This window comes from uncultured Alloprevotella sp. (assembly GCF_963536905.1).
Lineage (GTDB): Bacteria > Bacteroidota > Bacteroidia > Bacteroidales > Bacteroidaceae > Alloprevotella.
The window spans coordinates 44,802-60,484 of record NZ_CAUTBW010000008.1; the positions used below are offsets into that span (position 1 = coordinate 44,802).

The following is a 15,683-nucleotide window of genomic DNA, read 5'->3' on the forward strand; positions in this document are numbered from 1 at the left end:
TATCGGAAAAACTTAGCTATTCGTTGATAAAAGCTTTTTGGGAAAAACAAATTCTAGGTAAAATACAGAAATATCTTGATTTATGGAAGCTAAATTTTGTACTTTTGTACAATTGACCTAATTTTGCAGAAATGAATAAAAATGCGTAATATGATTAAAATTACTTTTCCGGATGGTTCTGTTCGTGAATATGAAAGTGGCGTAACGGGACTTCAGATTGCAGAAAGCATTTCTCCAGCACTAGCACGCGATGTTGTTAGTTGCAGTGTGAATGGAGATACTGTAGAGTTGAATCGTCCAATCTTGGAGAATGCTACGATTGCGCTTTATAAGTTTAGCGACGAAGAGGGAAAACATACATTTTGGCATACATCAGCCCACTTGTTGGCAGAAGCTTTGCAGGAATTATATCCAGGTATTCAGTTTGGTTTTGGTCCAGCTGTAGAAAATGGCTTCTTCTATGATGTAATGCCAGCAGACGGGCAGACAATTTCTGAAAATGATTTTAGCAAGATTGAAGCTAAGATGTTGGAATTGGCAAAAAAGAACGAGCCTGTTGTGCGTAAAGAAGTTTCCAAGGAAAATGCACTTGCAGAGTTCAAGGCGGATGGCCAAGTTTATAAATGTGAACACATTGATCAAGACTTGGAGGATGGGACAATTACAACTTATACTCAAGGTAAGTTTACAGATCTTTGTCGTGGTCCACACCTTGTTTCAACAGGCTTAATTAAAGCTGTTAAGATAATGAGTGTTGCAGGTGCTTTTTGGCGTGGTGATGCGAAACGCGAGCAGATGACTCGTATTTATGGTATCACATTCCCCAAGAAAAAGATGCTTGAAGAGTATCTGACTCTTTTAGAGGAGGCAAAAAAGCGTGACCATAGAAAGATTGGTAAAGAGATGGAACTCTTTATGTTCTCTGAGCGTGTAGGAAAAGGACTACCTATTTGGTTGCCAAAGGGGACTCAATTGCGCTTGGGATTGCAAGAAATGTTGAGAAGTCTCTTGAGACCATACGACTATCAAGAGGTGATAACTCCTGGTATTGGAGGTAAGAATCTCTATGTTACTTCGGGACACTATGATCATTATGGGAAAGATGCATTCCAACCCATTCATACTCCCGAAGAAGATGAAGAATATATGCTTAAGCCTATGAACTGCCCTCATCATTGTGAAGTTTATGCTCGCAAGCCACGGTCCTATAAAGATTTACCCCTTCGTGTTGCAGAGTTTGGTACTGTGTTTCGTTATGAGAAGAGTGGCGAGCTCCATGGCTTGACGCGTGTGCGTACATTTACTCAAGATGATGCTCATATTTTTGTACGCCCAGACCAAGTAAAGGCAGAGTTTGAATCAGTCATTGATATTATCTTGAAGGTTTTCAAAACATTCAACTTTGAAACTTATGAGGCTCAGATTTCGCTGCGTGATCCCAAAGATACAGAGAAGTATATTGGTTCTGATGAGATTTGGGAAGAAAGTGAAAATGCTATTCGAGAGGCTTGTAAAGAAAAAGGACTTAATGTGCATGAAGAAATTGGTGAAGCTGCGTTCTATGGACCTAAACTTGATTTCATGGTGAAAGATGCCTTAGGGCGTCGTTGGCAGTTGGGTACAATTCAAGTAGACTATAACCTTCCTGAGCGTTTTGAACTCGAGTATACTGGCGAGGACAACAAGAAACATCGTCCTGTGATGATACATCGTGCTCCTTTTGGTTCTTTAGAGCGTTTCGTTGCTGTCCTTATCGAGCATACTGCAGGTAAGTTCCCTCTGTGGTTAACTCCTGAGCAATGTGTTATTCTACCTATTTCGGATAAGTTTAATGATTATGCGGAGAATATTCGTCATGAGTTACTAAATTTAGGAATTCGTTGTGAAACAGATTCCCGTAGCGAAAAAATTGGTAGAAAGATTCGTGATAATGAGATAAAACATACTCCGTACTTATTGATCGTTGGAGAGAAAGAAGCTGCTGAAGGAAAAGTTAGTGTTCGTCGGCAGGGAGAAGGTGACAAAGGAGTTATGTCAATTTCTGAATTTGGTCAATTTGTTCTTGCAGAGGTAGTCAAAGAAAAGGAAAATTTGTTATAAGTAACTTATCTGTAGAACAGAAATAGCTATATACGAGAAGGATAAGGTAAAAAAATAAAGAAATGCTTTGTCCTTCTCTTTTTCTTTTATAAATTTGCAACCGCTTTGGGAGAATAGTACCCATAGTTCAATATTAACATCAATATTAGTAAATTGAAGAACGACAAGAATAAGTTGCAGTATCGCATTAACAGGCAGATTAGAGTCCCTGAGGTACGCATTGTTGGTAATGAGATAGAGAGTCAGGTTCTTTCTACTCGTCAAGCGTTGCAACTTGCGGAGCAAAAAGGTCTAGATTTGGTTGAAATCTCGCCCAATGCTGCGCCTCCAGTATGCCGTATTATTGATTATAGCAAATTCCTCTATCAACAAAAGAAGCACCAAAAGGAATTAAAAGCTAAGCAAGTGCGGGTGGAAGTAAAAGAGATTCGTTTCGGGCCGCAAACAGATGACCACGATTATAATTTTAAGTTGAAGCATGCCAAAGGCTTTCTTGAAGAAGGTAATAAGGTGAAAGCTTATGTATTCTTTCGTGGACGCTCTATTTTGTTTAAAGAGCAAGGAGAAGTTCTTCTTCTTCGATTTGCCAATGATCTAGAAGAATTTGGTAAGGTCGAACAAATGCCAGTATTGGAAGGAAAAAGAATGATTATCTTTATTTCTCCCAAAAAGGTACTAGTGAAAAAGACTACTAAGTCTGAAGACTTATTTGATAAGGCTGAACGTAAGGCTCCACAACAAAAGGCTAAGAAGGAGTATACTGGTCCCAAAATAGAAGGTGAAGATTTTTAACTAAAGAAAGTGCGCGCTGTGTTTGGTATATCACTCAGCCGCCTATTAATTTTATATATTTAATATTAAAAGCAATGCCAAAAGTAAAAACTAATTCCAGCGCAAAGAAAAGATTTGCTCTTACTGGAACGGGTAAAGTGGTACGCCGTCACGCTTATCACAGTCACATTCTGACAAAGAAAACAAAGAAACAAAAGCGTAATCTTGTTCATGTCGCAATCGCTGACAAGACAAATCTGAAGCAAGTTCGCGAACTTCTTTGCCTCCGTTAAAATTAGTTCATTTTAAGTTTAACCGGTTGTTTAGCTCCAAAGACCGATAACTACTGTTATGCGGCGCTAAGCTCCAAAAAGAATTAAAAAAATGCCAAGATCAGTAAATCACGTTGCATCTAGAGCAAGACGTAAAAGAATTCTGAAACTCACTCGCGGTTACTATGGTGCTCGCAAAAATGTTTGGACTGTAGCTAAGAATACTTGGGAAAAAGGTCTTACATACGCCTTCCGTGACCGCCGTTCAAAGAAACGTAATTTCCGTGCTCTCTGGATTCAGCGAATTAATGCTGCTGCACGTCTTGAGGGACTTTCCTATTCTCAATTGATGGGTAATCTCCACAAAGCAGGTATTGAAATTAACCGCAAAGTTTTAGCAGATCTTGCTGTTAATAATCCTGCTGCATTCAAAGCAATTGTTGCTAAAGTAAAGTAAGAAGAATAGCGACAAAATTAAAAGGTACAGTCTTTTTTGAGATTGTACCTTTTTAAGTTTCTCTTTTGTCAGAAAATAATTTATTTGTTAGAGTCTGTCATTTCGTTTCTTACTTTCCTAAAAAGATCTGATGCAAAGACAAAGGAATTTAAGCGTTCGTTGTCTGAATTTATAATTTCATCCTTTGTCCCTTCCCATTCTTTATGTCCTTTATAAATATATAGAATGTGTTCGCCAATTCCCATTACGGAGTTCATGTCGTGAGTATTGATAATAGTTGTGATACTACTTTCTTGCGTAATGCTATGAATCAGTTCATCAATGACCAAAGATGTTTTTGGATCTAAGCCAGAATTAGGTTCATCACAAAACAGATATTTAGGGTTCATAGCAATTGCGCGTGCAATGGCTACACGTTTTTGCATTCCTCCAGAAATTTCATCTGGATATTTAGCTTTTGAATCTAATAGATTTACGCGATCTAGACAGTATTCAGCACGCTTTTTTCGCCGTGCATAATTTTCGCTTGAAAACATATCTAATGGGAACATTACATTATCCAAGACAGGCATTGAATCGAACAATGCTGCATTTTGGAAAATCATGCCCATTTCTCGGCGAAGTAACGCACGTTCTGTCTTTTTCATATTTACGAAAGAGCGTCCATCATAGATGATATCTCCCTTTGTTGGAGAAAAGAGGCCTACAGTGCACTTTATCAGGACAGTCTTTCCTGAGCCACTTTGACCAATTATTAAATTTGTCTTACCATTTTCAAAAGTCGTAGTAATATTTTTTAATACGTCTTTATCTTCAAAAGATTTGTATAAGTGTTGTAGTTCTATCATGAAAGAAGTCGTGTTAAGAAAAGGTCTGAGAAAAGAATTAACATGCTGCTGGAAACTACAGCATTAGTAGATGCTTTGCCTACATCAATAGATCCACCCTCTACAGTATATCCGAAGAAAGATGAAACACTTGAGATGATGAATGCAAAAAATAGCGACTTTATGACTCCCATCCAAAAGAACCAACTTTCAAAGTCGTGTTGTAAACCTGCCGTTAAGTCAGATGCTGTAATTATATGACCAATCCACGCAGTGCAGTAAGCGCCCAATATACCGCTCCCAGTACTGAATATTACCAAGAAAGGCATCATAGTTAAGAGACCAAAAATCTTAGGTAAGATTAAGTAATTAGCCGAATTAACTCCCATAATCTCAAGCGCATCTATCTGCTGTGTAGTTCTCATTGTGCCTAACTCAGAAGCAATATTGGAACCTACTTTTCCTGAGAGGATAAGACACATAATACTACTAGAGAATTCTAGCAACATAATTTCACGAGTTACGTAGCCAGATACCCATAATGGCATCCAAGCACTTTGAATATTCAGTTTGATTTGAATACAAATTACAGCACCTATAAAAAACGAGATTAGCAAGACAATGCCAATGGAATCAACTCCAAGTTGAGCCATCTCTTTTAGGTATTGTTTTCCGAACATTCTCCAATTGTCGGGGCGTCCAAAAGTTCGTCCCATCAATTCTATGTATCTTCCAAATCGAGTTAGAAATTTTTGTATAAACATAAAAAATAGATTGTTTGAGCAAATGTACGAATAAATATATTGTCTTTTATCAGAATATTTTTTTTAAAAGCTTGTGAAAGCTAAAGTTTCTAGGTGCTATTCTGAGACGATACTATTTGGTAGTGAGCGACAATTATATTGGCTCGCCATAATTTCCCCATAGGCACCTGCAGAACGAAAGGCAATCAGATCTCCGCGTTTGCCTTCAGGCATGTAGAAATCCTTTATAAATATATCACTACTTTCGCAAATGGGGCCTACGATATCATATTTCTCTATTTTTTTTGTAGTTGCTGTCAGGTTTTGCGCAAGATGAAAAGCATTATACATGGCTGGTCGTATGAGATCTGTAAAACCTGCGTCAAGGATGAGAAACTTTTTGTTGTGTCCTTCTTTTACATATAGAACTCTACTAATTAAAGTACCACATTGTGCAACTATGCTGCGGCCTAATTCGAAATGTACCTGTTGTCCAGGTCGCAATTTGAGAATATGACGAAATGTATCAATATATTTTTTGAAGTCTGGGATGAGATGCTCGTCAGGATATTCATAGTTAACTCCCAATCCTCCTCCAACATTTATAGTTGATGTTTTAATATTCTCTGCATCTAATTGATCCTGAAGTTTGTTAATACGTTCAGATAAAACAGCAAAGCGGGAATTGTCAAGAATTTGGCTTCCAATATGAAAATGTAGTCCTACATAATTGATATGAGGGAGAGATATGGCCTCTTTAACAGCAAAAACCATATCCTCCATCGCTATTCCAAATTTGTTTTCTCTGAGTCCCGTTGTAATTTTTGAGTTTGTATGTGCATCTATGTTCGGGGTAATTCTGAATGCAATATTTGCTTTTACTCCTTGCTCTGCAGCTAAGTCGTTTATGACGTATAGTTCAGGGATACTTTCTACATTGAAACAACTGATTTGTACTTCTAAAGCAAGTTTTATTTCCCAATCGGCTTTTCCAACTCCTGCGAAGACAATGCTAGAAGCTGGAAACCCTGCAGCTAGAGCTGCTTTTATTTCTCCTCCACTTACACAGTCAGCTCCAAGTCCAGCTTGGCTAATCTTTTTTAGAATTTGTGGATTAGAATTGGCCTTAACAGCATAATGTAGATGATAGTTATCGTTTTCCACTACAGCCTTTTTTGCTGCCTCCAATGTTTTTTGAAGAATTCTAAAATCGTAGTAGTAGAAAGGAGTTGTTTGCTGCTGAAACCAATCTATAGGAAATGGCATATTTTGCATATTGTTAATTAAAGAGTTTTGCGCTGAGAGCAATCAGTGCATTTTTCTTATCTTGTTCGCGCACAAGGAAGGATATGTTGTGGTTGGAACCACCATAACTAATCATGCGTACTGGTATATTGGCCATTGCTTCAGAGACGCGGGATTCAAAGCCAACGTTCCCCCAACGTAGATCGCCAACAACACAAATTATACACATCTCTTCATCTACTTCAACTGTACCGTATTTTTTGAGTTCTTCAACAATTTGAGTTAGTTGGCTCTTGTTGTCGATACTCAAAGATACACCAACTTCGGATGTTGTAATCATATCGATACTAGTCTTATATGTTTCAAAGATTTCAAAAACTTTTGAGAGAAATCCTGTTGCCAGTAACATACGTGAACTAACAATTTTGATAGCGGTAATATTATCTTTTGCTGCGACAGCTTTAATTTTATTAGGCATCATCTCATTGTTGATAACTGTTCCTGGAGCCTTGGGGTCCATTGTATTTAGTAATTTTACTGGGACGCCTGCATAGCGAGCTGGTTGAATACAAGTAGGATGAAGAATTTTTGCTCCAAAATAAGCTAATTCAGCAGCTTCTTCAAAGTTGAGTTGGCGAACTGCTTCTGTATTTTCTACAACCCGAGGATCATTATTGTGCATGCCGTCTATATCTGTCCAAATCTGAATTTCTTCAGCTTTCAATCCGGCTCCAATTAGACATGCAGTATAGTCAGACCCACCACGTAGTAAATTATCTATATCCCCCTTTGCATTGCGAGCAATAAATCCTTGAGTAATATAAAGATCCGCAGGATTAGCTTGTAAAAGCTCACTCAAATGTTCTTTAATATATGGAAGATCTGGCTCACCATTTTCACTAAGTCGCATATAAGATAGTGCAGGAAGAAGTTTTACTTTTATTCCTTGTTCAGTGAGGTAGTTAGTGACCATATTGGTACTAATAATTTCACCTTGTGCAACAATTGTTTTTTCTACAGTATCAGTAAAAGATACACATGCAAAAGAATGAAGAAGAGTAAATTCTTCATCAAGGAAGCTCAGTGTCCGTTGTTTCGATTCTTCAGAAGAGTAAAGATCTTCTATATGCTGTGCATATTTGGAGCGGAGCCTATTAATGACTCCACTAGCTGCTTCTGGATTTCCTTTTTTGAAATAGTCTGCAATTTCTACCAAGCTATTTGTCGTGCCAGACATAGCTGATAATACTACGATATTTCCCTTCTCTTGCGTAATGAGGTTGCATACTTCTTTCATTCGCTGCGGAGTACCTACTGAGGTACCACCAAATTTCTGTATCTTCATAATTCTGCTTTAATCTAATTCTATAGGAGTATTATATTCGTTACTTACATCTTTAATGGAAAAACCTTCTATTCGATATACAATACCAGGAAAGCGACTAAGGTAGTTAAGATTGTGAGTTACCATTAAAACTGTTGTTCCTTGTTCACATACGTTTCTCAGTATTTGTACAATTTTGTATCCTGTATTTTGGTCAAGATTTCCCGTGGGTTCATCGGCTAAAATGATACGCGGCTTATTTAAAAGTGCACGAGCAATACTAATGCGTTGTTGTTCACCACCAGAAAGCTCATGTGGAAATTTATCTTTTTTATCAGTCAGTTCTACTAAGTTAAGAACTTCTTCTATGCGTTGAGATCGTTCGTTTTTTTTCTTCCAGCCTGTGGCACGGAGTACAAAATCAAGATTGTCACCAATAGTTCTATCATGTAACAGCTGAAAATCTTGAAAGATAATTCCCAGTTGTCGGCGTAGCTCAGGCAAGTGTTTACTTTTTACAGTTAATAGATTAACATCTAAGATGTTGGATATAACTTCATCTGAGTTAGATTTGGTGATGGGAAGTTCACCATAAAGAGTTTTTAGCAAGGAACTTTTCCCTGAGCCAACGCTACCAATGATATAGACAAATTCGCCTTCTTCTACATAGAATTCTACATTACTTATGAGCGTTTTATCTCTATGAGCAATATCTATATTTTTTAATTCAATAAGCATAACATGATTGATTTCTGTTGTCGTTTATTCGGGAAAGTCATATAAGACTCTTCTTTAAGACGGTGTAGAGTTACTATTAATATATTTTTAATATGCTTGTGAGATCTTTATTGTTGTGATACTTTGTTTTTGATTTTTTAATTTTTATCAAAACAATCTCCAGGATAGAGAGAATTCCACCATTGCGGTTCATCTTTCAACCACATAGCGAACCATGCGTTGATAATTTCCTGCCAAGCCATTCTATTCTTGAACTTACTGATTACATGATTCTCTCCATCAAATGTTATATAGGCTGTTGGACGATTTAATATTCGTAGAGCAGTATATAATGCTTGACTTTGATTAGTAGGGACATTAGTATCGTCCGTTCCGTGTAATAATAATAATGGAGTATGAATCTTGTCTGCATTGTAGAGAGGGCTGTGCTTTACGAATAGGTCAGGATTAGACCATGGGAAATTTCCATATTCAGCTGTTTCTCCATAGGTATACCCCCAATATCCACCTCCCCAATATGCCGTTATATCGCTGATACCAGCATGACTAATGGCGGCTGCAAATAGATTTGTTTTAGTTTGTAAGTATTGCGTCATAAATCCTCCATAAGAAGCTCCCATACATCCGATTTTCTTTGGGTTAATGAATGAATGCTCAGAACAGAACCTTTTAACACCTTCAATAATATCATCACTACTCTCATCTCCCCAGGTATTTACGTGGCGAGCTGCAAATTCTTGACCAAATCCTGTGGCACCGCTTGGCTCAAGAATGAGTACGATATAACCTTGGCTTGTTAGAGCAGAAAGGGGCCAAAATCCTTCTAGATTCTTGCTAGTTGGAGAGCAACCTCCATAATAGTAAACAATCATTGGATACTTCTTTGAGGTATCAAAATTCGCAGGAAGATAGTAGAAATTATGAATAGTATCCCCACGCGAAGCTTTAAAGTTCCAATCGATGCACTTAGGCAGTGCTACATCGTTCATCTCTTTTTCAAAGTTGATCTCTCCAAATGTATTCATCTTTTGCCCTGCAACTCCAAGGAACATTTGGCGTGCAATCTCTCCACTTTGCCCTGTGACAAGTAGCAAAGGTTTACTACTATTCTCTGCTATAGAATATTGTTGAATGTTTGTAATGGGAAGATTCAGCCGTTCTACTTTTAGTGTTTTTGGATTAAGACTAAAAAGTGAAATATTGAATCCATCTTCAGCATTAAAATAGATTTTTCCGTCTCCCTTCAACCATTCGTAGTTCTTTACATTTGGTTTGAAATTTCTTAATAGGGGAGTAACTTTTTTACTTGCAATATCGTAAAGATAAAGACGATAGTCAAATGAATTTGGAATTTGATTAGGTTTGACTTCGCATCCTATTTTATTAAACGACCAAGGAGATGCTTTGACAAGCAGTTGCTGTCCATCAGGCGAATAACTTGCAGATGAAATAAAAGGTTGTTCACAGAGAAGGGTGTCTACCTTTAGTGTGTGAGCATCCATCTCCAAGATTGTTATTGCATCAAAAGGTGTCTTACTAGGCGTCATTTTATTCCATGCAAAGAGAATTTTTTTACCATCCGATGAAATATCGTACAGATGAATACTACGATCACCAAATGTAAGACGTTGCATTTGTTTTGTCTTTAGATTGTACATAAATAGATCTGATCGATCGCGCCAACCTGGTATGCGATCATCTGGATCTATTATGCGTTTTGTTCCTTCTAAATCAGTACTACCTTTTTGCTCCTTATCATAGATGAGATAGTCCATTGTTGGACTCAAGGTGAAGTCACCTTCTGGAATATTAGCGGCAATAAGTGTTTCTTCAGAAGTTTCTAAATTTATGCTAAACAGATTCGTATTCCCTTTTTCATCTTTTCTGGTAGTATAAAGTTTATCTGTGGTTGGAATCCACTGTGTTGCAACAAAATCATTGTATTGCCGAATAATTTTGTGCGTTTTAGCTTCTTTTATATAAGTCTTATAGGCTGCACTTCCATCTTTGCGTGTATTGTAGATAGAGTAGGAGATATAACGTCCATTAGGAGAAACAGAGACTCCCCAGTAGTGTGGCCCAAAGAGCATGTCTTCTTGACTCCACAGATGTTTCCCTGGAGCATTTATTTGTAATCCGGTGAGATCTCTGCCGTCAATTTGTACAAAGAAAGAGTCTTTATCCGTCTTATTGGTGAGACACAATAATTCAATAGTTGTATCTCCTGGCTTCAAGCGTAGAGAACTATTTGCTTCTTGGCCATTAACGTAAGTTGTATAGTATGCTAAACTTCTGATGTTTAGTCTTGCTGAAATAAATCGATCTGTTCTCAACTTAAAGCGCAGAACACGCATTGTTGGAGCTTCAGCAGTCAGTGCAGCACCTCTATCGATTGTGCTCATAGATTTCTCTTGCAAGAGAGAAATATTGTTGTTGAAGAATTCTTGTTGGTTGAATGTCTGACCTTTTTGGTTCTTTTCCGATATAATATAAGGAGAGGAAAATGTTACTGGTCCAACTATTTCAGCCTGCTTCACTGCAATGGTGTCTGCAAAGGATGAAAGGGGAGTAGCAAGTAAAAGAGTTGCAAAAAAGTGTTTCATATCTTTTGTTCTCGTTGTTCTTCCATCAGTTGGAAGTCTTTTTTTCGTAATTTGAATGAATTGGTAAGGTATTTATCGCGTACTGTTTGATTATCCGCTAATTCTTCTGGAGTGCCATGGAAGAGAATACGTCCCTCGAATAGCAAATAAGCTCTATCTGTGATGCAGAGAGTTTCTTCTACGTTATGATCTGTAATAAGAATTCCTATATGTTTATCTTTCAGTTTCCAAACTATATATTGAATATCTTCAACGGCAATTGGGTCGACGCCTGCAAAAGGTTCATCAAGCATGATAAATTTAGGGTCAATGGCTAGGCAGCGCGCAATCTCTGTTCTTCGTCGTTCACCTCCCGATAATTGATTGCCATTATTATTTCGAACCTTTTGGAGGCGAAATTCAGAAATAAGACTTTCCAATCTTTCTTTTCTGTATTCTAGAGGTTTACCAGTCATTTCTAAGACGGACATGATATTATCTTCAACACTCATGGTGCGAAATACGCTAGCTTCTTGAGCTAAATAACCAATACCATAACGTGCTCGTTTGTAGACTGGATATGTCGTGATATCATGATCATTTAGGTAAATGTGTCCAGCGTTTGGAACAACTAACCCTGTAGTCATGTAGAAAGATGTGGTTTTACCTGCTCCGTTTGGGCCAAGAAGACCAACAATTTCGCCTTGGTGTACTTCAAAAGAGACGCCATTAACGACCGTTCGTTTACCATACTTCTTCACCAAGTTCTCAGAGCGAAGAATCATGCTATCGTTTTGTGCTAGTTGATCAAGATCTTTTTGAATATCATTCATGAAACGAAATTTTGTTGCGAAGTTAAAGAAAAATCCCCGTCTTCAGAAAGAAAACAGGGATAATAACTTTATAAATTACAGGTATTTGTTTTTCGAAAGAGGTTTTTAAATCTCTGCATCAGCATAGAGGAAGCGTTTGATACTACGCTTGGGCGTTTTCTCAAATTCTTCTTGGAATATTTTGATGCCAGAAAGTTGTTCGTAATTATTTACTATAGAGTTTAGTTCTTTTCTATTTTGCTCCATTTGTGCTGCAAGCATCTCATCATCCAAACCATCTTTTTGTGCTTCTTCGAAATCTGGATAAACTAGACCATAGAGTTTTTCTCCTTTTTGAATTACGATGGATTCGCTCACATAAGGTAGTGTATTTAGTTTGTCCTCAATCTCTTCGGGATAGATATTCTGTCCGCTGGAGCCAAGTAGCATGTTTTTAGAGCGCCCACGGATGTATAGAAAGCCATCTGCGTCAAGTACACCTAAATCCCCTGTATGAAACCAGCCATCACTGTCAATGACTGCAGCTGTAGCTTCTGGATTCTTATAATATCCGAGCATTACGTTAGCACCACGTACCATGATTTCTCCAACAATATTTTCAGGATCAGGGCTGTCTATTTTTACTTCCATATGCGGGACAATACGGCCGCAAGAACCTAGCGGTAATTCTTTCCAATCTGCATATGAAATAATAGGAGCACATTCTGTTGCACCATATCCCACAGTGTAGTTAAAACCTATCTTGTGAAGTAATTGTTCTATTTCGCTGTTAAAGGCAGCTCCACCAATGATGATTTCATAGAAGTTTCCACCGAATGCATTATATAGTTTTTCGCGGATTCTTTGACAAATCTTATCGCTAATAACCGGCAAGCGGAGCAATAGTTTCATGCTGGGGGTTTGCAGTTGTGGAAGTACTGCTTTGCGAATAATCTTTTCGATAATCAGCGGAACACTTATGATTAAATCTGGCTTTACTTCTGCAAAGGCCTGGAATATGATTTTTGGGGATGGTAGGCGTGTAAGGAAATATATATGTGTACCACTCAAAACTTCATATAGAAACTCAAAGGACATACCGTACATGTGTGCCATAGGTAGGATACTAATGATTTTTGATCCTGGCTTAATGATGTGTCCTAATGCTTTTTCTGCAAAGTCCATATTAGACCAGAGTGCACGATATGGGATTAATACTCCCTTTGAATTGCTAGTAGTTCCACTGGTATAATTCAATATAGCAAGACGATTGGGATCATCTGCAGCCTTATATTTGACGTGTTCTGCACGGAAGTATTTGGGGTATTTTTCACCAAACTTCTTATTGAGCGTTTCACGTGCTTCTGTTAGTGATTCGCTGCGACTTATTAGAAGACTATAGTCTGGGATGTTGATGATTCCTTCTAGTTTAGGCATCTCGTCAGCCTTTATCGTAGGCCATACTTGATCGCCAACAAAAAGTAATTTGGCATCAGAGTGATTAACAATGTCGTGAACCTGAGGTGCCTTAAATTCGTGAAGGATGGGGACTGCAACTGCTCCGTATGTTAGGATTGCTAAAAAAGCACTTGCCCACGCCGAACTATTACGCCCACATAGAGCTATGTTGTCACCAGGCTTAATACCTGCATTTTCAAAGAGTATGTGGAGTTTCTCAATCTTTCTTGCAACATCGTGAAATTGTAATGTGCTGCCCTGGTAGTCGGTGAAAGCATTTCGATCCCAGTTTTCTTTAATGCTTTTCTCAATAAGCCCAACAAAGTCTTGATATTCAATCATAATTGTTTTGTAGAATTAAAACTATTTTTGCTCATTAAAGTTGTTTATGTGCAAAAGTAGCGCTTTTTCTTTATTTACCACTAAAATGAATTATATTCTTTTGTTCGTATCTTTTAGTTTATTAGTTGAAGAGTATAAAACTTTTAGGATTTCTGTGTGAATATATTTTGATTTAACAGACTCCCTTAGTTTTTATGAGATAAAAACTTGATAAAATTTTTAATTTATATAAAAAAAGAATGGAAGAGTAAAGGAATAAAGAAATAATCAATAGAAAAATTTGTTTTGTATACTGCATCTTGTAATTTTGCATTTATGAGAAAGATTATACTCTTATTATTGCTATGCCTAGGTACTTGTTACGCGAAAGCGCAAAATGAGGCTTATAAGCAATACATCAACACCTATAAGGGAATGGCCATTGAGCAGATGCGGCGTTATGGTATTCCTGCTAGTATAACTCTTGCCCAAGGTTTGTTGGAAAGTGGGGCCGGGACTAGTTTCCTTGCTATAACTGCTAACAATCATTTTGGTATCAAGACAGGTGGAACTTGGGACGGAGCGTTTGTCTTTAAAGATGATGACAAAAGAGGGGAACGTTTTAGGAAATATGAGAATCCTCAACAGAGTTACGAGGATCATTCTTTGTTTTTAACAACACGGAGTAGATATGCGTCTCTTTTTCAGCTTGATAAACTTGATTATCAAGGTTGGGCAAGAGGCTTGAAGGCTGCAGGATATGCTACAAACCCAAAGTATGCAGACAAGTTGATAAGTTTGATTGATTTATACGATTTAACGCAATATGATCGTATATCCTTTTCCAAGCCATTCGTGGTAGTTGCAAACGAATTTCCTCGTATATCCCAAACAGCAGTAAGTGCGAATTCAATACAGATGGTTGTCCGTCAATGTAATGGACTTCGTTATGTTGTGGCCAATGCTGGTGACAAACTAGAAATCATATCTCGTCAAACTGGTGTATCAGAGCATCGCCTTAAAAAGTTTAATGAATTGCCAGAACACTATGTATTGAAAGCTGGCGATATAATTTTTCTCGATAAAAAAGGTAAACGTGCCGCAAGCGTATACAAAGATCGTCAGCACAAAGTGCAAGTTGGTGAAAGTCTTTATTCAATAGCTCAACGTTATGGTATTCAGCTTAAGTATCTCTATAAAATGAATAATTTTCCTTATTCTTATCAAGCAAGGGTGGGAGATGAAATTCGTGTGTATTAAAAGGTGTATCATTTGTTGAAGATTCTTACAATTAAAGTTTTCTTGAAATTTCAGTTTGTATAGATTTGGAGGATTTAATAAAGAAATTGTGAATAAAAGATAATTTAACAAGACGGAGTGTAACTTTTATGCGCCTCTTACGTCTCCTTTAAAATAAGAAAAGAATAAATTATAACAAAATTATGAAGAAGTCGTTTTTATTTTTGTCATTTGTCTGCATGGGCGTTATGGGCGGCTATGCGCAAGACGATGTCTACTTTGTTCCTAACGGGCAAGAGACAAAAGAGAATGTGTCAAACTCTTCTTATCAAAGAATAGAGAACGACAATAATTCTACTTGGTATGAAGGCCGTAGTAGTAAGCGTAGTGTGGACGAATATAATCGTCGCGATTCAAAAACTAAATCTTCTAGTTCAGCTTATTATGATAATGAAGATTACAGTCCAGATGGTGAGTGTACAGCACGTATTGTTCGTTTCCATTCACCACGTATGGTGGTAGTAGCAAGTCCTTACTATTGGGATTTCTATGATACCTATTTATACGATCCTTGGCTATCTTCTTCTTGGTATTGGAATTCGCGATGGGGATGGAGCGATCGTTATGGTTGGTATGATCCGTGGTATTCTTGGACTTGGGGTGGTTACTATAATCCTTATAACCCGTATTGGAGTTGGAGTAATTCCTACTGGGGATGGGGCAATCCTTATTGGAACTACTACACTTGGAATTATGGTCCACGAGGTTGGCGCGACACAAATCGCGGAGGCTGG

At 37.6% G+C, this 15,683-nt stretch carries 13 protein-coding genes and 1 pseudogene; 6 read left to right on the forward strand and 8 right to left on the reverse strand.

Going from position 1 to position 15,683, the window contains the following annotated elements:
* Positions 1-150 precede the first annotated feature (150 nt).
* From thrS to rplT, 4 genes are all read left to right on the forward strand, one after another.
* Positions 151-2,100 (forward strand): threonine--tRNA ligase, encoded by a 1,950-nt coding sequence (thrS, locus tag ABLA33_RS02460; RefSeq protein WP_347719107.1) that lies wholly within the window; start codon positions 151-153, stop codon positions 2,098-2,100.
* A gap of 153 nt (positions 2,101-2,253) precedes the next feature.
* Positions 2,254-2,892 carry a translation initiation factor IF-3 gene (gene infC, locus ABLA33_RS02465; RefSeq protein WP_347719108.1) on the forward strand — a complete coding sequence of 213 codons (639 nt, stop codon included), beginning with the start codon at positions 2,254-2,256 and terminating at the stop codon, positions 2,890-2,892.
* Positions 2,893-2,966: 74 nt separating this feature from the next.
* Entirely contained in the window at positions 2,967-3,164 is a 198-nt protein-coding gene (gene rpmI, locus ABLA33_RS02470; protein ID WP_311490476.1) for a 50S ribosomal protein L35, read from the forward strand.
* Between the two features lie 91 nt (positions 3,165-3,255).
* A complete protein-coding gene (gene rplT / locus ABLA33_RS02475; protein WP_311490477.1) occupies positions 3,256-3,600 on the forward strand; it encodes a 50S ribosomal protein L20 in 345 nt (114 codons plus the stop codon).
* Between the two features lie 80 nt (positions 3,601-3,680).
* Here rplT and ABLA33_RS02480 read toward each other — a convergent pair whose 3' ends face one another.
* The 8 genes from ABLA33_RS02480 to ABLA33_RS02515 all read right to left on the reverse strand — a co-directional run bounded on the left by ABLA33_RS02480 (position 3,681) and on the right by ABLA33_RS02515 (position 13,671).
* A complete protein-coding gene (locus tag ABLA33_RS02480; protein WP_311490478.1) occupies positions 3,681-4,448 on the reverse strand; it encodes an ATP-binding cassette domain-containing protein in 768 nt (255 codons plus the stop codon).
* Positions 4,445-5,191 (reverse strand): ABC transporter permease, encoded by a 747-nt coding sequence (locus tag ABLA33_RS02485; RefSeq protein ID WP_315090744.1) that lies wholly within the window; start codon positions 5,189-5,191, stop codon positions 4,445-4,447. Before ABLA33_RS02485 ends, ABLA33_RS02480 begins: the two co-directional genes overlap by 4 nt.
* Before the next feature lie 96 nt (positions 5,192-5,287).
* A complete protein-coding gene (gene lysA, locus ABLA33_RS02490; protein WP_347719109.1) occupies positions 5,288-6,445 on the reverse strand; it encodes a diaminopimelate decarboxylase in 1,158 nt (385 codons plus the stop codon).
* 4 nt (positions 6,446-6,449) lie between these two features.
* A complete protein-coding gene (locus tag ABLA33_RS02495) occupies positions 6,450-7,760 on the reverse strand; it encodes an aspartate kinase (RefSeq protein ID WP_347719110.1) in 1,311 nt (436 codons plus the stop codon).
* 9 nt (positions 7,761-7,769) lie between these two features.
* A complete protein-coding gene (locus ABLA33_RS02500; protein ID WP_311490484.1) occupies positions 7,770-8,477 on the reverse strand; it encodes an ATP-binding cassette domain-containing protein in 708 nt (235 codons plus the stop codon).
* Positions 8,478-8,614: 137 nt separating this feature from the next.
* Positions 8,615-11,080 (reverse strand): prolyl oligopeptidase family serine peptidase, encoded by a 2,466-nt coding sequence (locus tag ABLA33_RS02505; RefSeq protein WP_347719111.1) that lies wholly within the window; start codon positions 11,078-11,080, stop codon positions 8,615-8,617.
* A complete protein-coding gene (lptB, locus tag ABLA33_RS02510; RefSeq protein ID WP_311490487.1) occupies positions 11,077-11,892 on the reverse strand; it encodes an LPS export ABC transporter ATP-binding protein in 816 nt (271 codons plus the stop codon). Before lptB ends, ABLA33_RS02505 begins: the two co-directional genes overlap by 4 nt.
* A 105-nt stretch (positions 11,893-11,997) precedes the next feature.
* Positions 11,998-13,671: an AMP-binding protein gene (locus ABLA33_RS02515; RefSeq protein ID WP_347719112.1), complete on the reverse strand. Its 1,674-nt coding sequence runs from the start codon at positions 13,669-13,671 to the stop codon at positions 11,998-12,000.
* Between the two features lie 285 nt (positions 13,672-13,956).
* Here ABLA33_RS02515 and ABLA33_RS02520 point away from each other — a divergent pair, with 285 nt between their 5' ends.
* Both ABLA33_RS02520 and ABLA33_RS02525 read left to right on the forward strand, forming a co-directional pair.
* Positions 13,957-14,910, forward strand: a complete 954-nt coding sequence (locus tag ABLA33_RS02520) for a glucosaminidase domain-containing protein (RefSeq protein WP_347719113.1) — start codon at positions 13,957-13,959, stop codon at positions 14,908-14,910.
* Positions 14,911-15,092: 182 nt separating this feature from the next.
* Positions 15,093-15,683 (forward strand): annotated as a pseudogene (locus ABLA33_RS02525) (hypothetical protein); the annotation flags it as partial.